Consider the following 22,665-nt stretch of genomic DNA (forward strand, 5'->3'; position numbering starts at 1 on the left):
CTGTCGGGATTAAGTGACGCTAGCCTCACATCTGCACTGCGAAGAGATCACAGTATGCACGATTTTCACTCGCCACTGCCCCTCCCGTAGAACTGAAGGACATCCAGACATAATAAGTAGTCGTGGTCCCACCATTTAAGGTTACATAGGTATCAGCATGTATGGTGCTCCAATACCCCCCGACGGCGACTTGATAAGGGTAGTAAAAGGTCGAATTTAGGGAAGTGCTGCTAGTACTCAGAGTCATAACAAATTGGCCTGTGTTTGATTGCATCGCCATTTGCCGATTGGTGATGCGGTAACGACGAGCCGGACCTGCGGGCACTGTAATAGTTAGATACTCACCTGTGTAATACCAGCCGGTGCCCGGCGCATAAAAGCGACTAGCTGGCTGTGTGGAAGAGATAATGTCTCCAAGGCCACCTGAGATACGTGCGTTACCAATCACATCTAGAGTGGCGGCAGGGGACGATGTTGCGATGCCTACGTTGCCGCCTTGTGGGTTCAAAGCTAGCGTTTTTTTATTGGTGTTGATGTTCACGGATTGTATGTAGGAAAGCCCATTAGATTTATCGGCGCCCATAAACAACGCGTAGTCAGACGAGGTCGATCCAGTTGCAATTTGGAACGGATGTCCACCGTTTTCAATACTGGCATAATTACCCAACGAGCTAATATCAAGTTTGTTGGCCGCGACAGAAGTCCCTATCCCGACGTTGCCTGTTTCGGTAATTCTCATGCGCTCAACTGCATTGGCTGCATCGCCCGAAGTTTGAAAAGAAAGATAGCCTTGGTCATCCCAAGTCGTTGAGCCAGAATAAATTGCAGCTGAATTATTTGAAGCGCCACGATTGTATCCGTGCCAAACGATGCCTCCGTGAGTCCACCCACTCGATCCGGTTGCGTTAGCACTGGATATGCCAATGTTACCGGACTGAATGAATACTTTTTCAAGGGGCGCCGTAGTCCCAATTCCGATGTTCCCTGCACTTGATACTGTCAATCTGTCTTGCGCCTGAGTACGCAAGCTGAAGGCGTGAGCAGTATTAGTTCCCACACCACCCTCATTCTCATTTGCAAAATAGTGTGTGTACACGCCACTGGCGTTTTCCAATACCACACCAGCCCAACTACCCGTGAGCGAATTGCTTCTGACTCTGACGTCCTGGTTACCTGACCCGATGACATCCAGTTGGCTGGTTGGCGCCGTGGTCCCAATACCCACGCTACCGCTAAAGAAACCGCTACCACCGGACATATCACCAGTGGTTGTAATCATAGAGGCGCCGTTTATCGTTGCTGCTGAGATGATGGGGGAGGCAAGGGTCTTATTGCTTAAGGTTTCATTCGCAGTTTGTGTCACCACCACACCACTCGTGGGAAAGGTCGCTGATGAGTTAACACCCGTACCTCCAGCAGAAGATGGCAGTACCCCAGTGACAGCTGCCGTCTGCGCTAAATTAATGGCGCCAAAGGATGGTGTGCCACCATTACTTGGCACGACTAAGCTCTGATAGGCGGTGCCTGCAGCGGTGGAGAGGATATTGCTGCCACCATTACCAAGCAAGACGCCATTAGTTGTGAAATTAGTCGCACCGGTACCACCGTTACTAACGGGTAAATTGCCAGTCGTGATGATGGAGGCAGGAAGCGACGGAATATCTGCGACGACAAGCGCGCCACCATGATAGAGACGGCCTTTCGCGTCGGTGGCCACCTTCGTATAGGTACCTGCTACTACACCAGTCGCGGTGAGCGTGGGACTCGGGAAGTTACCTGTGAGATCGCCACCAGCGGCACCAGTTGGAGCTAGACCAGAGGTCCACGAGAGTTGCCCTGATCCGTCGGTGACTAAAGTCTGGCCGTTGGTGCCATCGCTACTTGGCAGAGTCCATACAGTAGAAGCCGATAAATTATCGGGAGCTTTTAGGGCTAGAGACTGACTGTTTGTACTGTCGTGTATCACTAACTTTTTACCGGTCACACCGTCACCGCGCAGCGTGAGATCGCCGTTAAATGAGCCTGTGGATGCGGTGACGCTCCCTAAAGTATCAATGACAGTCGAGCCCGCTATGAGCGAAGCACCTGTCACAGTCGCTGCACTGACAATCGGTGAGGCGAGTGTTTTATTACTCAGCGTTTCCGCGGCAGTTTGTGTCACGATCACGCCTGAAGTTGGGAACGTCGCAGTCGAGTTGATACCAGTGCCACCGGCGGACGTAGGTAGTAATCCAGTCACGGCTGCCGTCTGCGCTAAATTAATGGCACCAAAAGACGGCGTGCCACCGTTACTAGGCACCACTAAGCTCTGGAAGGCGGTGCCTGCAGCGGTCGAGAGGAGATTGCCGCCGCTGTTGCCAAGAACGACACCGTTATTGGCAAAGCTCGATGCGCCTGTACCGCCGTTGGCGACTGGGATGACGCCACTGGTGACACTCGACGCTGGTAGCGGTGGAATATCGCTGACTGTGAGTGTGGCGCCTGAATATATCCGTCCCTTCGCGTCTGTCGTCACCTTCGTATACGTGCCCGCTGCTACACCAGTCATAGTGAGTGCAGGATTGGGGAAGTTACCGGTGAGATCGCCACCAGCGGCACCCGTTGGTGCCAGACCAGAGGTCCACGAGAGTTGACCGGATCCGTTGGTGACTAAAGTCTGACCGTTGGTGCCATCGCTACTCGGCAAAGTCCATACGGTAGAAGCTGATAAATTATCGGGAGCTTTTAGGGCTAGAGATTGATTGTTTGTACTGTCGTTTATGACTAGCTTTTTGCTAGTCACGCCGTCACCACGCACTGTGAGGTCGCCATTAAATGTGCCATTAGCAGCAGTAACGTTACCGCTCGTATACATGACCGTTGTACCTGATATTAACGAAGCCCCGTTGATGGTACCCGCGCTGAACACCGGGGAGTTCAGAGTTTTGTTGCTCAGTGTTTCTGCTGCACTCTGCGTGACTACGACACCGCTTGTTGGAAACGTGGCCGTGGAACTAACCCCAGTACCGCCGTTACTGCTTGGCAACACACCGCTAGTGATGCTCGATGCTGTTAGCGGCGGGATATCGCTGGCCGTTAGAGTGGCGCCCACGAAAACACGTCCCTTCGCATCCGTCACGATCTTCGTGTATGTGCCAGCAGCTACGCCTGTATTAGACAACGTCGCCTGAGCGCTGCCCGGACCTGAAGCCGTCACGTCACCAGTGAGGCTACTCATATAACTACCAGCTGTTTGTTTACTGCTAAAGCTTAGGTAATCAGCGTTAGAAATCAGACCAGCTGTTACTGTCGCACCCGCTGATGCCAGAGGGATACTGAGCGTGTGGATATTGGCGCTTGAGTTTATCGCTGGCGCAGTTCCGGTGTTACTGACCGCAAAGGACTGACTGTTGCCAGTCTGACCGTTTAGGGCGGAAAGTCCTGAGCCAGATACGCCTAGGGACCTTGCTTGGGTGCCGTCCCAGAATTTGATCTGGTTGGTGCTGGAGTTGTACCAGGTTTTACCTAGATCCGCTGAGCCTGTGCCGCTAGCGTTGAGCGTCGCGATTAATGCTGCCTCTGTAGAGTTGTCGAAGATCCCGAGTCCTAAAGTCTGAGCGGCAAAGATTTTGAGATCGCCACTAAGCTTGAGACCAGCAAAAGTCGGCGTCGCCGTAGGTTTAATGTCCTGCTCGGTAATCGTTGGTGGGATGGACCAGGCTAATTTACCGCTGCCATCTGAGGTAAGGAATTTACCGGCACCACTGGTACCAGTGGTTACGAGCGAAAGCTTGCCATCGCCGTTAAAAGCGATGGTTTTTTCGTCTACAGGTACGCGCATGGCGTAGGGCACGAAACTAAACTTCTGCCGCGGATAGGTCTTACCTGCGGCAGTCAGTTCTATATAAACCGGCTGCGCACCGTCACCGAAAATACTCTCGATATCCGCGGCTGTAAGGTCGAGGTTGAGCGTGAGCACACCTTGAGACAGTGGGATTTCGCTAAAACTAAAGACCCTTCCCCGCGGGGATCCACCGGAGTCAGTGACGAAAAACTTGGCCTCGATGGCGACTGGTCCATCGAGTGGCGCACCGTTAGCTTGTGTGAGTCTAGCTGCATAGCTGAGGGGAAAAGTCGGCGTATCGCCGTAGGTGAGCTGAGACGACATGACGAGACTCCAGACGCAGCAAGCGAGTGCTGCTGCGTTTAGCCGTCGTGTCATCCTTCTCAGTTTGGAGCGCAACCGGTCTCCCCCTCCCTTGCTCTTGAAGGGCGTTTGGTACTCGGGAATGAGTCCTTAACACCCCGCCATCTTTAGAACTTCCTTCGGCAGGACGGGGGAAATCTTGAGGCGTAAAAATTGCGGTCTAAAATGGCAGTAGGTTCAGCGGGTTGGGTGTATTGTTTGCGGCAAATTTCAGGTGGGTACGGTCAATGGAAGTGCGAAAAGCCTGGCTTGTAATGATTGATTATTTTTACTGCTATAGCAGTAAAAAAGTGCGCACTTTTGTCAAAAATCAGCTATACTGGATCTTATGTGGGTAAATTTACTGCTATAGCAGTAAAATGGAATGGCAAATGCTCAACGACTTAGGCGACATCATCCGCTTTCACCGCAAAAAAAGCGGCCTCACGCAAGCACAGCTAGCCCAGCTGGCGGGCATAGGTAAGGCTGCGGTCTACGATCTTGAACATCGGACTAAAAGCACTCGTATCGATACCCTGCAAAAGGTGCTCAACGTACTAAACATCTCCGTCAAACTGACCAGCCCTATCATGAACGCCTACGAGGAACTGAAACATGAAGCGCGCGCGAGTGTTCGTTCACAAGACTGAGGCCGGTATACTCGAGGAGATCGTCAAAGGTAGGTCTTACCGTTTTTGTTATCACGATGCTTACCAAGGACCACCTGTTTCTCTGACTATGCCAGTCGTAGAGAGAAATTTCGACTACGATAGGTTTCCTCCGTTTTTTGACGGTTTACTGCCTGAAGGTATTCAGCTCCTTGGTCTACTCAGACAGGGGAAACTAGACAAGGATGACTACATGCAGCAACTCATTACGGTAGGGGCTGACTTAGTTGGAGCAGTGTCGGTTGAGGGACTAGATGATGAATAAGTGCCCAATCACTTACGCGGAGTGCGGATCGAATAAGTTTTCTGCAGAAGGCCTTAAAAAAATTTCGGCCAAACTCTCAAACCTCAAAGATCTTCCGCTTGACACCAACGGACTGCGCCAGGAGGCCATGCTTAGGGCCACTAGACTATCCATTCAGGGAGTCCAACCAAAACTCAGTGCCAAACTCAACATCAGAACGGAATCATTTGAGATCGTCGACGCCAAAGGCAAATTTATCCTGAAGCCTCAGGCTGATTATCCGGAATTACCAGAGAACGAAGATCTCACCATGCACCTTGCGGAGGTCGTCGGATTCGACGTCCCAGTTCATGGACTAATCTACGCTCATGACCAATCCATGGTTTACTTCATCGAGCGGTTTGATCGCCTTGGTCATAACAAAATTGCTACCGAAGACTTTGCGCAACTAGCCGGTGCGAATCGCGAGACTAAATACGCCTACAGCATGGAGCGACTTGTAGGTTTGATCGAAAAGTTTTGTACATTTCCCGTCGTTGAAAAGTCAGAGCTCTTCAAAAGAACGATATTTAGCTATCTGATTGGTAACGAGGACATGCACCTTAAGAATTTCTCCCTCATCACCAGAGACGATATCGTCCGCCTTTCGCCGGTATACGACTTTGTAAATTCCTCTATAGTGCTCAGAGATCCAGAAGAACTAGCACTGCCACTTAATGGCAAAAAGCGCGGGATTACCAGGAAACTGTTACTTGAGTATTATGGACTTGGGCGGCTAGGACTGGGGCAAAAGGTCATAGATGACCATATGCAGAGATTTAGTCGGGCACTTCCTGTATTTTATGATTGGATCGAAAAAAGCTTTCTGTCGGCAGCTTATCGCGAAAAATACAAGGCACTAGTGAACGCGCGAGCCACCATGCTCCAAATCACTTAATTAAAAGTAGGAGGGCACTTTTTGATATGCTGACCGTGTCCTCAAACAGTCGAGACAGTTCTGGAGTCGTGGCCCCGCCCAGCGGGAGTCATATCGCCTGCAGAATATCGCTCATGGTCGCTGCGCCGTGATCGCGGCCGATGAGATGGATCGCTTTGCGCAGATTGATGGGCATATCGTAGTGCCAGTTTTCTAGCCACTGCTCCATCGGACTACTGAGATCCTGCGTCACTTGCGTGACTTTTAGGTTGGTGGCGGGAGCGGTTGGGAAATAGGGATCAGTCACTTGCGGTGCTCCCGACGAGACCGATCCTTGCGTCTTACCAGCCACGACGTAGCCAAGTGACTGCAGAGCATCGAGGGCCTCGGTCACCCAGCTTGCTGGGAGTCGCATCTTGTGGGCTAGATCTTGGCCGCTCAGACCCTTGCCACTGCCCGCGGCAAACTGCTGATGAATAGCCAGCAGTGATACCCAGGGCAACGCAGCTTTGAACTGCATGTTGCGGAGCTGCTCAACGGGCGATTTACTCTGGTCTAAAGCCTCTTCCTCACCCTGCACGGGGAAACCCTCTTGCAGGCGCCAACTCACCAGTGCACCAATCAGAATGATGATCCACCCTATGTACAACCAAACCAGGAAGATCGGCACCTGAGCCAACGCACCGTAGAGCGTTTGGTAGTTCTTGGCGTCGCGTACATAGATGCCGTACAGCCACCCACTGATCTGCAGGGCAGTCCCGGCGACCAAAGCACCCAGCGCTGCGTTCTTCGTGCCAACAGCACAGTTAGGACCGATCTTATAGAGGAAAAAGAAGAAGATGAAACTGCCGAGTAATTCCGTGAATCGACCGATGATCCATGCCATGGGTCCGATACTCACGCTCGAAGTGGAGGAGAATAGTGCAGGAAAGCTCAGGCTTGCCGTGACCCCCACACCAATCGCCACAATCACCATGCCTAACGTTAAAAAGGTCCAGAAGTACATAAAGCGGATGAAGACGTTGCGGCCCTTGCGGACCAACCAGATCCTATTCAAGGCCTCTTCAACCTGACGCAGCAGCAGAATCAGCGTGACTAGCACGCTGGCAAAGCTGGACCAACCTATAGTAGCAAGACTGATCTTGCTGATCATGCGATCGAGATAACTCACCGCAGCCTCGCCGCTGTCTGAGGCAAGATTCTCGAGGATGAATTCGCGGGCTTGATCGATGAGGCTCGAGCCTTTGCCCAGTAGTGGCGTAAATAGCGAGAGCACGCAAAAAATGGCTACCAGCGATGGTACCAGCGACAGCAGCGTCACGTAGGCCATGGCGCTCGCCTGCTTGGTGAGGTCGCAGCGGACAATATCCTGGATAAAAATCCGACCTACATGGGAACGCGACCGGATACTCTCAGGGAGATAGCGATGAACTACGTCGATGTATTTCTGCATTAGTGCAGAATATCAGAACCTTGCTTGCCTTGTCGCCGTTTAATCCAGGCGCGCATCTCCTTCACCACCGTGCGGTCCCACTCCGGATCTACGCGCGCTGAGCGGAAACGATCAAACAGTGCATCAAGGATCCCGACAAAGGTTGTTGTCGCCTGGAGGCGATCGGCAAGTGGCAAGGCTACTGCCTTGGGCTCTCCGTCCTGTCCCTCCTGAGGCTCCGGTGTCGGTAGCTTGAGAGAGCGTGGACTCAGGTCGTCGCAGCCAAGCACGGCTGAATACTCACCGCCGTCTTTAACGCGCAGGCCGAGCTTCATCTCGCGTACGGTCTTACCGGTGGCCAGAGACGCCGAAGCCTCCTGGCTGTGGCTTGGGTCGCCACCCTTCATGACGTTCTGATGACTCATCGCCGCGTTGCCCTCGAGCACAAGGCGGTCGTCGACCCACAGGTCGATCTCCACATTTTGACCTGCAACCTCAAGTCTCAGACGCTCCTTCATAGTCTCGGCTAAGTACCATAGCCAGGTAAGAAACTCGCGCCCGAGAAAGCTCTTAGACCGGCCAAGCGTCATCAACTCGTCTAGGTGTGGAGATGCAATCGTCATATGGTGAATATCTCAATGTTTTCAGGGTGTTGGGTAAAATAGGAGGATGTGGATAAGGTGTTGATAACACAGGGATAAGCCATTCCTTGCCATGCGACTTCCGAGCGGGAGGCTAGCCAGGAACTGAGACCATTAATCCCCATGACGCAGACCCAAATCCGGTACACATCAAGGATGAGGAAATGAGTGTGTACGGATGCCTTTTATTTGTCAACCGCGTGCTGGCAATTTTTTTCTTGTGGCAGATCTTCGTTGCATGACGCTCTAATAATGTATCCAGCACCTACAAAATGGATCTTTCGTGTGAGCAAAAAAAAATCAAAACACCAAAGCCAAAAACACGGGACAAACAAGTCTGGTGTCCGTCAATTGCCGACGGTGGAATTTGAGGATTTTGCTACGGCTGACCAAGTGTTTTTAGCTCACATTGAGAGTGGCGAGCTGATGCCACGCCGCGGCAAAGAAGCTGACGGTAAAAAAGTGAGCGCAACGGATGGACCAAAGACCGGTAAAGGCCCAGGTGACAAAACGATAGATCTGCACGGGCTCACTCTTGAGGCTGCATTTCGTCATCTGGATTACATGATCTCTGCCGTGCTGGGGCGCGCATCCGGTCCCGTGACGTTTAAGATAGTGACCGGTCGTGGCCTTCATAGCGGCCCCGGGGGCGGAGTCCTTGTGGTGGGCGTGCATCGGTATGTAACGGAACGCTACGGCCCTCGTATCGTAAGCATCGATAGTTCGCCGGCGGAGACGCAAATCTTGGGCTTCCCCTGGCGCGGTCATTTTCATGTAACTATACGCCATGGCTAAGCAAAACGGCTGTGTCGGCGTAGCTGGTCAGGGTTGAGCTGCACAGTGACAATGGCAGTACTTGCAACTTGGCCAGAAAACTGGGAGAAAGCGGCGGCACTTGGGCCGGTCCGCTGAGCGTATCGGTCCCACATCCCATTGTATTGTAAGGATCTGGCGCATGCATCCACAGCACACCTATGAACTCCGCGTTAACTTCGTCGGCGAAACTCCTGCTGCAGTGAAATGCAAGGAACGCATGATCGACTGGTTGCTACTTAATGGCGTCGAGTCCTTTGTCGAGGGTGAGCTTGCTGTCGACATCAATCAGAACCAAGATGAGCCGCCACGGGACTACTACACCGAGCTCGGTGGGGATCAAACGCCGCTGTCTGTATACCGTTATAGCCGTGAATCGCTGGATGACTTGCGTATCAAACTCGAGCATGCCTTTGGCGCGCAAATTGAAACGGCGCTCAACACCATGGAGACGGAGCTCTGGATGGAGGGGTGGAAGGAGAGCTTTCAGCCTTTCGCTACCGAAGTATTTTATGTGCGTCCCCCGTGGATCACGACACCAGCGCCGCGTCCTGGTCTTATCGATCTCGTGATCGAGCCCGGCATGGCCTTCGGGACTGGACAGCACGCCACCACCAGGCTTTGCCTGGAGCAAGTGGGGGCTGATTTTCAGGAGCTGGGCACCAAGGTGGCTCAGCGCTCGGTATTGGACGTCGGGTGCGGCACAGGCATTCTCCTGATTGGCGCTAAGAAATTGGGCTACGGTCGCTGCCTCGGCACCGATATCGAGGATGACGCCATACTGGCCTCTAAGACTAACGCCCAGGTAAACGGCGTAGCTACCGACTTTATGTTGGGGAGTCTTCCTGACGGTGAGACCTTTGATCTCGTATTGGCCAATATCCTTGCCGTCGTCATTATCAGACTAATGCCGCAGCTAGCGGCAGCAATTGCACCAGGTGGCAAGATTGTCTTCAGCGGATTACTCACCGAAGAGGCTGATGAGGTTATCGCTGCCGGGTGCCGCGTGGGCCTTGCCCCGGTCAGGCAGACTGACTTGGCGGGCTGGGGCTGCATTGTGATGTCTCAGCCTCAGCGTCGCTGAGGAGATTTTGGCGATGTCGCATACCTATAGATTTTTAGGCAAGGCGCAGAGTGAGACCGAATGGGTGCTTACTGGGGACGAAGCACATCATTTTGCCAAAGTATTGCGTCTTGCCATAGATGAGATCGTGGAAGTCACCGATGGTGGCGGCCGGTGGATCAGTGGAACTGTGACGGCTGTGACCAGTCGCGAGGTAACGATCCGGGTTTCGCAGTCTCATCAGGTGGCGCCACCGATTATCAGGCTAGAGCTGGCAGTAGGGGCGCTGCGTCACGGTACTGTTGATGAGATATTGCCCATGCTCTGCGAGCTAGGGGTCGACCGTATCCATGTCTTTGGACAGTACGGTGTCGCAAAAAGTCGCCTAGGCCCCAAGGTTCATGAGCGTTGGCACCGCATCCTCGTCCAGTCAATTAAACAATGCAAGAGGCCTTGGCTCCCCTCTGTTGAGGAACATGAATCAGTCGACGCACTGCTGACTGCCACGGCAGGGTTAAATGGCGCAGATGTGGCCCGTTTCTATTTGGACCCGGCCGCCACATTGCTCATGCCTAAGGCCCTGCAAGCTTGTGGCACAAGCCACGTATTGGCCATCGTTGGCGGTGAAAAAGGCTTCGATCCCAGGGAAGAGGCCGCACTCAATGAGGCTCAGGTCACAGGAGTGCAGCTTGGCAGTAGCATTTTGCGCGCAGTGACTGCCGCAGTGGCGGCTGTCACCTGCCTAGAGTTACATCGCCGACAACTGTGATACCATAGGCGCTAGTCATCTAGCACATTATGGTTGGAGCGTTGCACACATGGGTAATCAAGGGCGGCGACGGGGGTTTGCGTCGTGGTTTGTCGAGCCTTACAAGCAGGTGCGGCTTGGACTTGTGGTCCTTCTTGTGAATTTTGTCTTTGCAGTCCTGATATTTGGTGTCTTTGGCTACTACCTTTACGACGTTTATGAAGCGGTCTCAGTCTACTTCAAACTATCCGACGGCGAGAGCGTCGTGACGATGAAGAAGTTTGCCGTACCGCTCATTAGCTGCGCTAGCTTAATCGTCCTGTTCGTACTCACGACGATACTGGTATCGGTACGATTCACACATCAGATCTACGGACCACTGGTCTCCATTCATAGATATCTGGACGAGGTGCTTGCCGGTAGTGTGCCCCAGCCGATTCAGCTGCGCGAATCTGATCAACTTAAAGACTTAGCCGACAAGCTCAACAGCGTGGCCGAGCGTATGGCCGTAGATCAGCGCGCCGGCACCATGGTTGCGGTGTATCGCTTTCTCGATGAGCTGGGCGAGGGCAAAAAGCCGCACCCCATCAAGCTGCGCGACAATGACCGCATGACGGAGCTGGTCGAGAAGCTTAATAAGTTAGCTGCCAAGCTCGGCTGAATCTGTCGTTAGCCTTGCGTCAGCGTGGCGATGTGGACGGCGACGGACTCCGCAAGTGCATCGATATTATAGCCGCCTTCAAGACAGCTAACGATGCGTCCACCGCCGTGGACTTTTGCAGCATCCATGACCTTCCGCGTTAGGACGGCAAAGTCCTCACTCGCGAGTCCGAGATTCCCGACAGGGTCATCCATGTGGGCATCAAAGCCGGCGCTAATGATCACAAGATCAGGCTTAGCGGCGGCGATGGCCTTCTCGAGCCCACGACTAAACAGTTCTAAGTATTCGGAACGGGCAGTGCCAAAACTTACGGGCACATTAAGCGTCGTGCCGAGTCCTTTGCCGGTACCGGTTTCACTGCTGTCACCAGTACCTGGATAAAATGGGTAGCGGTGGATACTATAAAAATAGACCGAAGGATCTTCATAAAAGATGTCCTGCGTGCCGTTGCCATGATGGACATCCCAATCGACGATGAGAACGCGATGCGCGCCGTGTTTAGCCTGAGCGTGTCTAGCAGCGAGGGCGACGTTATTAAACAGGCAAAAGCCCATACTCGTGGCGGCCGTTGCGTGGTGTCCTGGAGGACGCATCAAGCATACGGCGTGCTTATCCTGTCCGGACATGACGACATCCACAGCTGCCGTGGCTGTACCGGCGGCCATGAGCGCGACGTCGAATGAATCAGGTGACACCACCGTATCAGCATCGAGTTTGCCCCCGCCTTTGGCGGCGAGCGTTCTAGCTGCTTGAATCTGCTCAGGGCTATGCACGGTGGCAAGCTGCTCTAAACTAATATTTGCCACGTTGCCGCGGCGGCACTTCTCAAGCCAGCCACCGGTCTCGAGCTCTTTGTCGATACTGACGAGTCGATGAGCGCTCTCAGGGTGTTGGCCAGTGTTGTGGTCACGAAACCGATGATGAGTAAATAACGTCGTCATATTGAGCTTAGCTCCGCGTGAGATTTAAGCGACTTCCGTTGACCCGCAGCCTCGAGCCATTGATATGCTCGCTCGTCTGGGTTGGAAGCATGGACTACGTCTGCGATGACGGCCACACCTGAGGCACCTAGCCTCATTGCCTCTCGTACGTGTTCAGCCTTGAGTCCACCGATGGCTACCAAGGGTTGTTCAAACATAGAACGCCAAGTTTTGATTTTACCCAGGCCGTGCGGTCCAAAACGCAGTGATTTGCATGTCGTAGGAAATATCGGTCCCAGAGCGATATAAGATGGATTTACACCTTTGGCTACGGCTGCTTCACTAAGGCTGTGCGTGCTAATACCTAGTCGCAGACCCGCACTGGCAATCGCAGCTAGATCAGCCGTCCCTAGGTCCTCCTGACCGAGATGAACACCGTAAGCCTTAAGTTCTATGGCCTCACGCCAATGATCGTTAATAAATAATCTGACATTGCGGACGCGGCAATAGTCGACGGCCTGTTTGATCTGCTGTATGAGCGCGGACCCCTCAAGATCCTTGATGCGTAGCTGTATGGTTGATGTGCCGCAGTCAACCAGTCGTTTCACCCAAGAAAACGTATCGACCACCGGGTAAAATCCAAGCGGTTCCGGACCACAGGGTGGAAAGCTCAACGGTCTAGCAAGTGGAAGAGTCTCGGACCTTGACGGTAGATCGCTAGGGTCCACATCGGTAGTTCCTAAACCAAGGAGACGTACGCCGGTCTCTGTATCGATAGCGGACCGCATCTTGCGATTTACATAAATACGTGCAGCAACTAGAGCGTCGTGAATCTCACAGCCCTCAGCAATGCGCGCGGTAACTGCCGATGCTAGGGCACAGCCGGTGCCACGCGCGCCATGCGGTAGACGATCGGTGGTGAGCCAATATTGACTCGCTGTATCGGCGTAGTAATCATGACACAAGGCGCTCGCGAGATGGCCGCCTTTGATAAGGACCCGGCGCGCGCCCAGGGCTAGTAGCTTTGCGGCAATTGCCGGTAAGTCTTCGGGGCCATTAATCTGACTACCGGTGAGTGAGACTGCTTCATCAACGTTTGGTGTTAGTAAATCAACACGAGGCAAAAGCTTGGTCTTCATCGCCGTTATGTTGTCGTCGTCGCTTAGTGCACCACCACTAGTGGCTTTGACGAGAGGATCGAGTATGACAAACGTACGATCTACAGAGCGATCTTTGGTGATGTACTCAGCCACCTTGGAAACATTTGCTGCGGAGCCTAGCATTCCTATTTTGATGGCCGCTGGTTTGGGCATGGTTGGACTAGCCAGCGACTGCAGCTGAGCTTCAACGATAGCCGGATCGACCATGTGAGCATCGGACCACTGGGTAAAGTTTTGAGCCGTCGTCGCCGTCACGACCGTACAGGCATGAACGCCGTGCTCAGAGACGGTGATGAGATCCCGCTGGCAACCCGCCGCCCCACTCGGATCAGAACCGGCAATGATCCAGACTAGTTTCATCACGAGTTACCTCACTTACCTCAGGGTTGATGACGACGGGACAGACGCTTGGGTATCATCGCCGCCAGTAAACGCACGTCCCAGCACTGGGGTCGAGGGCACGGCAAATTCACGTGGCGCTATCATGCCGGCTTGGTAAGCGAGGCGCCCCGCGGTCACGGCATGAGCAAAGGCGCTTGCCATTTTTGCTGGCTCGTCGGCCATGGCGACTGCGGTATTTAAGAGCACGGCATCACAGCCTAGCTCTAAAGCCTGAGTCGCGTCGGAGGGCTTGCCGAGCCCAGCGTCGATAATCAGCGGTATATCGGGAAACCGCGCGCGTAGTGTCTTGATGGCACGCGGATTCGTCAGCCCCAATCCTGAGCCTATCGGTGAGGCCCACGGCATGAGGACGCGGCATCCGACATCAACGAGCCTCTGAGCCAAAATCAGGTCATCCGTAGTGTAGGGAAACACCTCGAATCCCTCGCGACAAAGGATGGTAGCAGCCTCCACCAAACCGAATGGATCAGGCTGCAAGGTGTAATCATCGCCGATCACCTCGAGCTTAATCCAATTGGTGTCGAAGAGATCACGCGCCATATGGGCTGTCGTTACAGCTTCTTGCACCTGATAACAACCCGCGGTATTAGGAAGGATCCGCACGGGTAGCTCGCGCAGATAACTCCAGAATTTTTGGCCGCTCTGCTTATCGGCACTTTCACGACGCAGCGATACAGTGATGATCTCGCAGCCTGATGCCGTGATAGCTTGCTGCAAACTTTGTGCTGATGGATATCGCGAGGTACCCAAAAGTAGGCGGCTGTTTAGTTTTGTATCGCCGATGTGCCACATGTGCCACTTACCTCACTTAGCCACCTGCCATAGGGGCTAGAATTTCAATGTCGTCGCCAGCATTTACGGGATGCGCGCCAAATTCGGATCGTTTGACGCAGGTCTTGTTGATGGCGACTGCGACAAAGTTTTGTTGGTATCCTAGTTGCGCGAGTAAGTGGTCGACGTTATCGACAGTGTCTATCTGACATGTGTTGCCGTTAATTCTTAGTTCCATTGCGGATCTCGTTCCCAATCTTTTATCCCCTCTCGCGTAACAAGACGTAGCTCATTTTCACTCAAGGGCTCATCTCTTAGTGTTTTCAATGTTACTGCGACCAGCAGGGGCGCCATCAAAAACCCGTAGCGGAATAGTCCATTGAGTCGCCAAACCCCGTCGTCAATCATGAGGCGAGGTAAGTTGTCGCTGAGGGCGGGTCGGCAATTGGTAACCAAGTTTTCGATGTTAGCGTAGCGAAATCCTGGATGGACGCTGTAAGCGGCGGAGAGTAGCTCCATCGCCGATTTCACGCTCACCGGTGCAAGACTCTCACTCTCGATCTGCGTCGCACCAATAGCGTAACGATTGTCCCCGCGCGGCACTATATAGATCGGGTAACGTCCGTGCACCAAATGTACGGCGTGCTGCAAATTAACCTCAGGAGCGATCACCTCGACGAGCTCTCCACGCACGCCGCGCAGATCTTTGACATCAGTCTGAGCGTTAAAACCGCGACAGTCGAAGACGCGGTCGTAGGTCTCAGATTTTTCCTTGCCGACACCAATACGATCGGCCTGAAGCTCCGTAACTGCAAGAGGCATGCGGCAGGTGATTGCACTCTGTTCGATGGCGCATCTCAGCCCGGCAAGTACCTCGTGATTCAAGATGTACCCATCGTGGGGTAGGTACAGAGCTTGGCGAAAAGATGCCGCGGCGAATGCTGGTTCCACCACACAAAGATGCGCGTAATCTAGAAGGCGCGGCTCCGCCGCTGGGAAACGCCGCGTTAACTTTTGCTGAAGTTCTGCGAGCAGAGCCGTGTCGCCCGAGTGAGCGACATGGAGCGTGCCGCGCCTAACCCTAGTGGTGTTTATATGATGCACCTGAAGTAGCTCATGCCACAAATCAGTTGACTGCATACCTAGGGCAAATATGCGCGGCTCTGTATTGTGGACAGCTTCGAGTGCCGGCGTCAGTAGACCGGCCGCAGCAAAGCTGCAAGCAGCCCGGCTGTCCCATCCCACCCGATCGTAGATGGTCACATCCCAGCCGCATCGGTGGAGCTGCAAAGCTAGGAGTCGTCCTAGCACGCCAGCACCAACGACGGCTGCTCGCTGACTCACTCGTGTCCCTCCGCACTTGCAGCTTTAGCCAAATCCTGGCTGATCCGCATCGAACAGAATTTGGGACCACACATGGAGCAGAAATGAGCCGATTTGGCGTGCTTCTGCGGCAGTGTTTCATCGTGATAACGCCGCGCAGTCTCTGGATCCAGGGCTAGATTGAATTGGTCCTCCCAGCGGAACGAAAACCGCGCGCGTGACAGAGCGTCGTCGCGTCGCCGGGCGCCCGGATGACCCTTAGCTAAATCGGCCGCATGCGCAGCAATCTTGTAGGCGATGATACCGGCTTTGACATCGTCTCTATTGGGCAGCCCTAGGTGTTCTTTGGGGGTGACATAGCAAAGCAGTGCCGTGCCAAACCAGCCGATCATCGCAGCGCCGATTGCACTCGTGATGTGATCGTATCCAGGCGCGATATCGGTCACCAACGGCCCCAGCGTGTAAAACGGAGCCTCGTGACAGTGTTTGATTTGCAGCTCCACGTTCTCCTGCACCATGTGCATGGGCACATGGCCTGGTCCTTCAATCATGACCTGCACATCATGACGCCAAGCGATCTCGGTTAGTTGTCCCAGTGCTTTGAGCTCAGCAAATTGCGCCTCATCGTTAGCGTCGGCGGTTGAGCCGGGACGCAGTCCGTCGCCGAGCGAAAAGGAGACATCGTAGGCCTTCATGATGGCGCAGATGTCTTCAAAGCGCGTATAGAGGAAATTCTCTTGGCCGTGATGGTGGCACCACTGCGCCATGATCGAGCCACCGCGTGACACGATACCCGTCACGCGATTTTTAGTGAGTGGGATGAAATCTCTGAGAACTCCAGCGTGAATAGTGAAGTAGTCGACTCCCTGTTCGGCCTGCTCAATAAGGGTGTCGCGGTATACCTCCCACGTGAGGTCTTCGATGCGCCCGTTGACCTTTTCGAAGGCCTGATAAAGCGGTACGGTGCCGATCGGCACTGGTGAGTTGCGGATGATCCAATCCCGCGTCACATGAATATTTCGTCCAGTCGATAGATCCATCACCGTGTCAGCACCCCAGCGGGTGGCCCACACGAGTTTTTCCACTTCTTCCTGAATCCCAGAGCTGACGGCCGAGTTACCGATGTTGGCATTGATCTTGACGAGGAAGTTGCGGCCGATAATCATCGGCTCGATCTCAGGATGGTTGATATTAGCTGGGATAATGGCGCGTCCTCGCGCAATCTCCTCGCGGACGAATTCTGGCGTGATGACACTTGGGATCGAGGCGCCGTAACTTTTGCCCGCGAGGCGCTGGTCACGTTCACGTTCGGCCGCCTTTAGGTCAAGGCTGCGGCGCCGTTCGTTCTCACGAACCGCCACGTATTCCATTTCAGGGGTGATGATGCCGCGCCGCGCATAATGCATCTGCGTCACATTGCGGCCGTAGGCAGCTCGTCTGGGCACGCGTTTTAGGCCTGGGAACTGCTCGGTCGACAGGTCGCCACGTGGCTGCAACTTAGGTGCGGTAGGGGCGTATAACTCGGTGTCGCCGCGATCGCTGATCCAGTCCTCGCGCAGCGCCTCAAGGCCTTTGGTGATGTCTACCTGCAGGGTATCGTCAGAGTAAGGGCCGCTTGTGTCGTACACTACGACAAGACCATCGTCCTCGGGAGCTCCAGCGGTTTTAGCTCCAACCGCAATCGCTCTCATCGGCACGCGAAGGCTCGGAAATAGCTCACCCGCGACATAGATCTTGCTGGATCCAGGCAGTGGCCCGGTACACGGGGTGTATTTAATCTCAGGATTAACAGTGGTCGGGGTAGGACTTGTGGTTCTGGGATCGCCATGGTGCATCGTAAGGTCCCTCTCTATAGTGACGGCGATGGATATGGCTAGCACGAAGCAATTCCCGAGTAAAGCTGCTAGGTCTAAAGTCGGTGATCATGTTAGCTTCTGGGAAACTTATGGGGCTCTAAGAGGAGGCACCACTACTTGGACGCATCAAGTCAGACCATTCTCGGCAAAAGCTGGGACCCAAATATGATCCTTTGGCTTTTTGTGAGCCTGCGTTTAGGCCAGATGGCTGTAGAGCGTTTTTTGTCGACGCTCAATCGCAGCTATTACAGTTCTGCTGAGCGGCAGCGTCTAGCCAGTCAAATGCTCGGTATCAGCGATGCCGCGATGCAGAAGAGTCTGGCTTACAGCAACGATAAGTTTATATTCGCCCGGGTTGCAGGGACGTTATCACTAGCCTGCACGCTGGCATTTCTCATCGTCGGCGGTCTCGGTGTCCTTGAAAATTTGGCGCAAAAGGGGAGTCAGCTCACGTTTCCATCTGAGTTGGTGACCGGGCTCTACTTTTTCGGCCTGTTAGGCCTTTTAAGTAGCGTCTTTAGTCTGCCATTTGATTATTACCGAACTTTTGTCCTGGAGCAGAAGCACGGCTTTAACCGCCAGACGCCACGAGGATTCTGGGTCGACAGGCTGAAGGGTCTCATATTAGCGGTCGCTTTAGGTGCGCCAATTTTAAGTTTATTGCTGTGGCTCATCCAGGCGGCCGGCACCTGGTGGTGGCTCTATGCATGGGTGGCTTTGAGCGCCTTTAGTGTCCTGACCGCATGGCTTTACCCTACCTTTTTGGCGCCGTTATTTAACAAGTTCACGCCAGTCACGGATGAGGGACTTAAACAAGGTATCGAGACACTCGCCGCTAAGGTTGGATTCCGCACGGCGGGTATCTCGATCATGGATGCGTCGCAGCGGTCTAGTCACGGTAATGCTTATTTTACGGGTGTTTTTGGTAAAAAGCGGATCGTACTGTTCGACACGCTGGTCCAGGCCATGGCCCCGCATCAGGTGGTAGCGGTCTTGGCGCATGAGCTAGGTCACTTCAAGTTGCATCATGTGAGATGGTCCCTGATCCGAGGCGTCCTAGCGACGGGGCTCATCTTTTACCTGCTCAGCCTATGCCTACCGATGACCATCTTTTACCAGAGCTTTGGTCTCAGTGGGGTATCCGCCCACGGTGCTCTCGTGGTGTTTTCGCTATGGTTTGGGCTACTTGATTTCGCCCTTCAGCCTATCGGCAACGCGATCTCGAGACGCAACGAGTTTGCGGCTGACCGCTTTGCCACGGAGCATACCGGCAGCGCTCATGAGCTAGGCAGTGCCCTCCTCAAGCTGCGTGAGACTAGTGCCGGAATGCCGCTCAGCCACCCACTGTTCTCGGCCTTTTACCATTCTCATCCTCCTCTGCTCGAACGCTTGACGGCTTTGGGTTATACTCGAGATGAGGCGCAACCGATGGTGGTGCATCCATCGTGACGCTCATGCACCATGCTACTCAGTTACCGGTGGTTAGACCGATGACCAAGTTGACGAGAACGCAAGAAAAAGCGCTGGATTTCATCCGTGCCGCGAGTGCCAAGACCGGCGTCTCGCCGACGTTGCGCGAGATCTGTGCGCATATGGGTTATAAGGCCATAGGCTCGGCTCAGGATCTGGTGATGGCACTGCGGCGTAAGGGATTTTTGGAGGAGAATGAGCGCCAGTCGGCACGTGCTCTGGTGCTCACGGCCATGGCTCGCCAGCAGATGGCTGGCGAGGATGCGCTCGAGGAGACTTCCGATGCGCTAGCCGTGCCGCTACTGGGCAAGGTCCCAGCCGGTAATCCCGTGCTAGCTGTCGAGGAGCGCATTGGCAACCTGAGAGTCTCGCTCTCTCTCGTGTCGGCCAGCTCACGGCAGTCGCTCAAGGCGCAGAATTTGTTTGCGCTGCAAGCCACCGGCGACAGTATGGTGGGTGCAGGCATCTTGGACGGCGATTTTCTGGTGGTCAAAGTTAACAACGATCCCAAAAAGGGTAGTATCGTCGTCGCGCGTCTAGACGGCGACGTGACAGTCAAGCGCCTCATGCACGAGGACAAATCTGGCTGGTTTTTGAAACCAGAGAATCCTCGCTTCCAGAATATCTACGCCAGCCAAGATGCTTTTGAGGTGATCGGCGAGGTTGTGGCCTTGCAGCGCGCGCTATCCTGATCTGCGCCATTACGATCTGCGCCATTACGATCTGGCAGCTGCCATGAGATCAACCAGCGCCTGCGCAATCTCCCGTTTGATGGGAGCGGCAACGCTTAGCTTGTCGTGATCAGCCTTAAGATAGATAGTCGTGCGGTCACTCTTAACGAGATAGCTCACCCCAACGACACCAGGGTAAGTGTCAGTGAATCCTGAACACGCAAGTCCAGGACGCGCTCCAGGATGCGAGGTCGTGACGGTGCACGCGGTGATATCCTGCCACGGCGCTGCCATGATGCGATGGCGTCCACGCCAGTAGATTCCGTCCGACTTGAGGCTCAGTGGTCCCCAGGTGATGTTTGAGCTGAGTAAGGCCGTTAGATGCAGGACTGGGCTATGGCCCTTTTTGCACGCACGGATGCGGTCGCGGTGAGCCTCCTGCCCTGCGCTGATAAGACGACGTCGCTCGGTTTGATGGGCCTCACCAAACTCATGCACTAGCCGCGCCATGGCGGGCGTGAGAGTCAATATAGAGTCGTAGCGACCAGATTGGGTGTGGCGCATGTGCACGGCTTCGGTACTATTTATAAAGCGGCCAAACACTTTAAAACAGGCCATATGTATAGCTGCCTGCATGATGAAGTCGGCATTAAGACCTAGCGCCTTAGCCTCTACTGTGCCTAGCTCCATCGCATCCCAAGTGTCGATGGCAAACTGCTCAGCCTCTGCATGGAGCATGGTTGCCGTGGTCGCGATGGTTTGAGCCAATTGATTGTCGATCTGCCATTTTATTGAGGCAAAATTAAGCGCCTTCCCCCCAACGCACGACGTCTCGAGCTCCGCGTTCAGATACTGGACATAACGTAGCGTCGGATGACCATCGAGGAATGAATGATCGCGATTAATACCCGCAGTCCCGTCACCAGTGACGATGAGCTGGTGACTTTTATCAAACCAGCGACTAGCGAAGTTACCCAAGATCAGGTGACGCATGGCTGCGGTACGATGCGTGCTCTGTTGATCCATATCCCCATTAAAGTCAAAATCTAGAGCCAGTAAAAATAGCGCCTCGTCCATGGAGCTCAGCGAACTCGCGTTGACTGCTGATGTGGCGAGTTGTCGCCGGATCATTGCCCATGACGGGCGTGGTAACGCAGTCAGCAGGCCGACTTGGGCCTCCGTGTCTCTAGGTGATGCAACGATGCCCTGGAATGTTGCTACCAAATCCGCGCAGGTCGGCACGGTGTCGTCCAGGTCGATGCGGTAGAAATGACCTTGGTAAGCGACGACGAAGTGCCGTGCGTCCGGGACGTGAAGGCGCGCGTCTTTTAACTCACCTGGCAGACGACTGGTGCCGAAAAAGTAGGGATACTGTTCAGACTCCAGCAGATAACCAGACTCCACTTCAGGGGCCAGGGAATTAGTCTTTAGTTCCCTGTGAAACAGCAGTGCTCGTCGTGTGAGATTTGCTGCCCGCTCAACGGCAGAAATATTTTGATCCGGCTTCTCAAAGAGATAAGAAATATTGGAGAACAAAGCTAAGGACTCACGCCCGGTTAAGTAGGCGTCTGTCATCGTTTGATTCTGCCAATCGCGCGCGGCACCCTGTTTAAGAGTCGCACTACGCTCGATGATGGATCTGGCGACGGTAAAGAAAATATCGCGTCGCCATCGATCTCCCAGAGACGTCTCAGCATAGCGCGCCGCATCACGAAGTTCGGCCAGAGTATCTTTTACTGGTGGCATTGGCCTCAGACTGAGCGGCTTTACGTCCACGGCGAAGTCCTTACTGGTGCGCGCAAAGCGCCAGCATACCACAACGGACTTAGTTGGCTAGGGACTGCCTTGCGGTTTGATGATCGGTTTGATGATCAGCTACCTGGTGTGATGCGGGAGCAGGACGCCAGGCTGGCCCTTTAAAGGCATACTTGATGGCGACACTAAAGCTACCGGCGTCGCGCATGTCGCGCAGCAAAAGCGCGGTCTCGTGAAAATTGATCACGAACGGGTTATAGGAATTAAGCGGCTTAGTGAGCCCAAAGCGCACCGGCACCTCTTTCAACTCAGCTTGATAGGTGCCAAAAAGGCGGTCCCATATCATCAAAATGCCACCGTGGTTTTTATCAAGATAGGACTCGTTGGCAGCGTGATGCACACGGTGGTTGCTTGGACTATTAAAATAATGGTCAAACCAACCCAAGTGCCCAACCGATTCCACGTGGATCCAGTACTGATAGAGCAACACCAGATATTTGCTGATCGCCAGCAACACAGGATCCATCCCGAGCAAAACCAGTGGCACATAAAATAGCAAATCACCTAAGATCCCAATCCACGGCAGCCTAACCGCTGTAGATAGGTTGTACTCCTTGGAGCTGTGATGGACGGAGTGATAAGTCCAAAACAGTCTGATCTCGTGAGAGAGACGATGGTTCCAGTAGTAGAGGAGGTCGGCCACAACAAAGGTTAGTAGGGCTGTCCACCAGTTAAGAGGCAGCTTCAGTGGGGCCCATTGGGCTACGTGAGTCAGCACTGTCACCAAAACTGTGCCCGTTAGGAGCCAGTTCAGTGGGCGGTTGATGGCCCAGATGGCCAGGTTAGCCAAAGTTTCTTTGCGGTCGCGCTGTTTGCTCCGTAGCGCTAAAGTCACCACAAACTCGAGCAAAGCGATGCTAACTACGATGTAGGGAGAATACTCAAGAAAAGATTGGATCGTATGCATGACCATAGCTCCCAAAGCT

General features: G+C 53.9%; 20 protein-coding genes. 9 read left to right on the forward strand and 11 right to left on the reverse strand.

Going from position 1 to position 22,665, the window contains the following annotated elements; genetic code table 11:
- Positions 1 to 25 precede the first annotated feature (25 nt).
- Positions 26 to 4,147: a hypothetical protein gene (locus FJ146_01020; protein MBM4250535.1), complete on the reverse strand. Its 4,122-nt coding sequence runs from the start codon at positions 4,145 to 4,147 to the stop codon at positions 26 to 28.
- A gap of 410 nt (positions 4,148 to 4,557) precedes the next feature.
- Between FJ146_01020 and FJ146_01025 the strand changes: the two genes are divergently transcribed.
- The 3 genes from FJ146_01025 to FJ146_01035 are packed head-to-tail and all read left to right on the forward strand — an operon-like array spanning position 4,558 to position 6,014.
- Positions 4,558 to 4,815 (forward strand): helix-turn-helix domain-containing protein, encoded by a 258-nt coding sequence (locus FJ146_01025; protein ID MBM4250536.1) that lies wholly within the window; start codon positions 4,558 to 4,560, stop codon positions 4,813 to 4,815.
- Positions 4,781 to 5,098 carry a toxin HipA gene (locus tag FJ146_01030; protein ID MBM4250537.1) on the forward strand — a complete coding sequence of 106 codons (318 nt, stop codon included), beginning with the start codon at positions 4,781 to 4,783 and terminating at the stop codon, positions 5,096 to 5,098. The genes FJ146_01025 and FJ146_01030 overlap by 35 nt, the downstream gene beginning before the upstream one ends.
- Positions 5,091 to 6,014 carry a HipA domain-containing protein gene (locus FJ146_01035; protein MBM4250538.1) on the forward strand — a complete coding sequence of 308 codons (924 nt, stop codon included), beginning with the start codon at positions 5,091 to 5,093 and terminating at the stop codon, positions 6,012 to 6,014. Before FJ146_01030 ends, FJ146_01035 begins: the two co-directional genes overlap by 8 nt.
- Before the next feature lie 88 nt (positions 6,015 to 6,102).
- On the opposite strand, the gene FJ146_01040 is transcribed toward FJ146_01035, so the two are convergent.
- Together FJ146_01040 and FJ146_01045 are read right to left on the reverse strand one after the other, a co-directional pair.
- Positions 6,103 to 7,446 (reverse strand): YihY family inner membrane protein, encoded by a 1,344-nt coding sequence (locus FJ146_01040; protein MBM4250539.1) that lies wholly within the window; start codon positions 7,444 to 7,446, stop codon positions 6,103 to 6,105.
- Positions 7,446 to 8,048: a hypothetical protein gene (locus FJ146_01045; protein ID MBM4250540.1), complete on the reverse strand. Its 603-nt coding sequence runs from the start codon at positions 8,046 to 8,048 to the stop codon at positions 7,446 to 7,448. Before FJ146_01045 ends, FJ146_01040 begins: the two co-directional genes overlap by 1 nt.
- A 270-nt stretch (positions 8,049 to 8,318) precedes the next feature.
- On the opposite strand from FJ146_01045, the gene FJ146_01050 reads away from it, so the two are divergent.
- The 4 genes from FJ146_01050 (at position 8,319) to FJ146_01065 (ending at position 11,351) form a co-directional block, all read left to right on the forward strand.
- Entirely contained in the window at positions 8,319 to 8,861 is a 543-nt protein-coding gene (locus tag FJ146_01050; protein ID MBM4250541.1) for a hypothetical protein, read from the forward strand.
- Positions 8,862 to 9,021: 160 nt separating this feature from the next.
- Positions 9,022 to 9,963: a 50S ribosomal protein L11 methyltransferase gene (locus tag FJ146_01055; GenBank protein MBM4250542.1), complete on the forward strand. Its 942-nt coding sequence runs from the start codon at positions 9,022 to 9,024 to the stop codon at positions 9,961 to 9,963.
- A gap of 13 nt (positions 9,964 to 9,976) precedes the next feature.
- Entirely contained in the window at positions 9,977 to 10,711 is a 735-nt protein-coding gene (locus FJ146_01060) for a 16S rRNA (uracil(1498)-N(3))-methyltransferase (GenBank protein ID MBM4250543.1), read from the forward strand.
- A gap of 49 nt (positions 10,712 to 10,760) precedes the next feature.
- Positions 10,761 to 11,351 carry a hypothetical protein gene (locus FJ146_01065; protein MBM4250544.1) on the forward strand — a complete coding sequence of 197 codons (591 nt, stop codon included), beginning with the start codon at positions 10,761 to 10,763 and terminating at the stop codon, positions 11,349 to 11,351.
- A gap of 8 nt (positions 11,352 to 11,359) precedes the next feature.
- Here the strand turns inward: FJ146_01065 and FJ146_01070 are convergent, their stop codons facing one another.
- The 6 genes from FJ146_01070 to thiC are packed head-to-tail and all read right to left on the reverse strand — an operon-like array spanning position 11,360 to position 17,762.
- Positions 11,360 to 12,292 (reverse strand): histone deacetylase, encoded by a 933-nt coding sequence (locus FJ146_01070; protein MBM4250545.1) that lies wholly within the window; start codon positions 12,290 to 12,292, stop codon positions 11,360 to 11,362.
- Positions 12,289 to 13,791 carry a phosphomethylpyrimidine kinase gene (locus tag FJ146_01075; GenBank protein MBM4250546.1) on the reverse strand — a complete coding sequence of 501 codons (1,503 nt, stop codon included), beginning with the start codon at positions 13,789 to 13,791 and terminating at the stop codon, positions 12,289 to 12,291. Before FJ146_01075 ends, FJ146_01070 begins: the two co-directional genes overlap by 4 nt.
- Positions 13,792 to 13,806: 15 nt before the next feature.
- Positions 13,807 to 14,625, reverse strand: coding sequence for a thiazole synthase (locus FJ146_01080; GenBank protein MBM4250547.1), 819 nt, complete (start codon positions 14,623 to 14,625; stop codon positions 13,807 to 13,809).
- Between the two features lie 16 nt (positions 14,626 to 14,641).
- On the reverse strand, positions 14,642 to 14,842 hold the full coding sequence (gene thiS, locus FJ146_01085) for a sulfur carrier protein ThiS (GenBank protein ID MBM4250548.1): 201 nt from the start codon (positions 14,840 to 14,842) through the stop codon (positions 14,642 to 14,644).
- Complete coding sequence (locus FJ146_01090; GenBank protein MBM4250549.1) at positions 14,833 to 15,948, reverse strand: FAD-dependent oxidoreductase; 1,116 nt, start codon at positions 15,946 to 15,948, stop codon at positions 14,833 to 14,835. Before FJ146_01090 ends, thiS begins: the two co-directional genes overlap by 10 nt.
- Positions 15,945 to 17,762: a phosphomethylpyrimidine synthase ThiC gene (gene thiC, locus FJ146_01095; GenBank protein ID MBM4250550.1), complete on the reverse strand. Its 1,818-nt coding sequence runs from the start codon at positions 17,760 to 17,762 to the stop codon at positions 15,945 to 15,947. The genes FJ146_01090 and thiC overlap by 4 nt, the downstream gene beginning before the upstream one ends.
- 138 nt (positions 17,763 to 17,900) lie before the next feature.
- Between thiC and FJ146_01100 the strand changes: the two genes are divergently transcribed.
- Complete coding sequence (locus tag FJ146_01100) at positions 17,901 to 19,232, forward strand: M48 family metallopeptidase (GenBank protein MBM4250551.1); 1,332 nt, start codon at positions 17,901 to 17,903, stop codon at positions 19,230 to 19,232.
- Positions 19,229 to 19,945, forward strand: coding sequence for a repressor LexA (lexA, locus tag FJ146_01105; protein MBM4250552.1), 717 nt, complete (start codon positions 19,229 to 19,231; stop codon positions 19,943 to 19,945). The genes FJ146_01100 and lexA overlap by 4 nt, the downstream gene beginning before the upstream one ends.
- A gap of 24 nt (positions 19,946 to 19,969) precedes the next feature.
- On the opposite strand, the gene FJ146_01110 is transcribed toward lexA, so the two are convergent.
- Both FJ146_01110 and FJ146_01115 read right to left on the reverse strand, forming a co-directional pair.
- Positions 19,970 to 21,700, reverse strand: a complete 1,731-nt coding sequence (locus FJ146_01110; protein MBM4250553.1) for a choline/carnitine O-acyltransferase — start codon at positions 21,698 to 21,700, stop codon at positions 19,970 to 19,972.
- Positions 21,701 to 21,749: 49 nt separating this feature from the next.
- Positions 21,750 to 22,652 (reverse strand): sterol desaturase family protein, encoded by a 903-nt coding sequence (locus FJ146_01115; GenBank protein ID MBM4250554.1) that lies wholly within the window; start codon positions 22,650 to 22,652, stop codon positions 21,750 to 21,752.
- Positions 22,653 to 22,665 lie beyond the last annotated feature (13 nt).

Source organism: Deltaproteobacteria bacterium (assembly GCA_016874735.1).
Classification (GTDB): domain Bacteria; phylum Bdellovibrionota_B; class Oligoflexia; order Oligoflexales; family CAIYRB01; genus CAIYRB01.

Excerpts from the sequence above, each read along its gene's own strand:
- FJ146_01050 (MBM4250541.1), top strand. The coding sequence starts at position 8,319 with ATGTATCCAGCACCTACAAAATGGATCTTTCGTGTGAGCAAAAAAAAA.
- FJ146_01055 (MBM4250542.1), top strand. The coding sequence starts at position 9,022 with ATGCATCCACAGCACACCTATGAACTCCGCGTTAACTTCGTCGGCGAA.
- FJ146_01030 (MBM4250537.1), top strand. The coding sequence starts at position 4,781 with ATGAAGCGCGCGCGAGTGTTCGTTCACAAGACTGAGGCCGGTATACTC.
- FJ146_01020 (MBM4250535.1), bottom strand. The coding sequence starts at position 4,147 with ATGTCGTCTCAGCTCACCTACGGCGATACGCCGACTTTTCCCCTCAGC.
- FJ146_01065 (MBM4250544.1), top strand. The coding sequence starts at position 10,761 with ATGGGTAATCAAGGGCGGCGACGGGGGTTTGCGTCGTGGTTTGTCGAG.
- FJ146_01040 (MBM4250539.1), bottom strand. The coding sequence starts at position 7,446 with ATGCAGAAATACATCGACGTAGTTCATCGCTATCTCCCTGAGAGTATC.
- FJ146_01035 (MBM4250538.1), top strand. The coding sequence starts at position 5,091 with ATGAATAAGTGCCCAATCACTTACGCGGAGTGCGGATCGAATAAGTTT.
- FJ146_01060 (MBM4250543.1), top strand. The coding sequence starts at position 9,977 with ATGTCGCATACCTATAGATTTTTAGGCAAGGCGCAGAGTGAGACCGAA.
- thiS (MBM4250548.1), bottom strand. The coding sequence starts at position 14,842 with ATGGAACTAAGAATTAACGGCAACACATGTCAGATAGACACTGTCGAT.
- thiC (MBM4250550.1), bottom strand. The coding sequence starts at position 17,762 with ATGCACCATGGCGATCCCAGAACCACAAGTCCTACCCCGACCACTGTT.
- FJ146_01025 (MBM4250536.1), top strand. The coding sequence starts at position 4,558 with ATGCTCAACGACTTAGGCGACATCATCCGCTTTCACCGCAAAAAAAGC.
- FJ146_01045 (MBM4250540.1), bottom strand. The coding sequence starts at position 8,048 with ATGACGATTGCATCTCCACACCTAGACGAGTTGATGACGCTTGGCCGG.
- FJ146_01115 (MBM4250554.1), bottom strand. The coding sequence starts at position 22,652 with ATGGTCATGCATACGATCCAATCTTTTCTTGAGTATTCTCCCTACATC.
- FJ146_01075 (MBM4250546.1), bottom strand. The coding sequence starts at position 13,791 with ATGAAACTAGTCTGGATCATTGCCGGTTCTGATCCGAGTGGGGCGGCG.
- FJ146_01080 (MBM4250547.1), bottom strand. The coding sequence starts at position 14,625 with ATGTGGCACATCGGCGATACAAAACTAAACAGCCGCCTACTTTTGGGT.
- FJ146_01070 (MBM4250545.1), bottom strand. The coding sequence starts at position 12,292 with ATGACGACGTTATTTACTCATCATCGGTTTCGTGACCACAACACTGGC.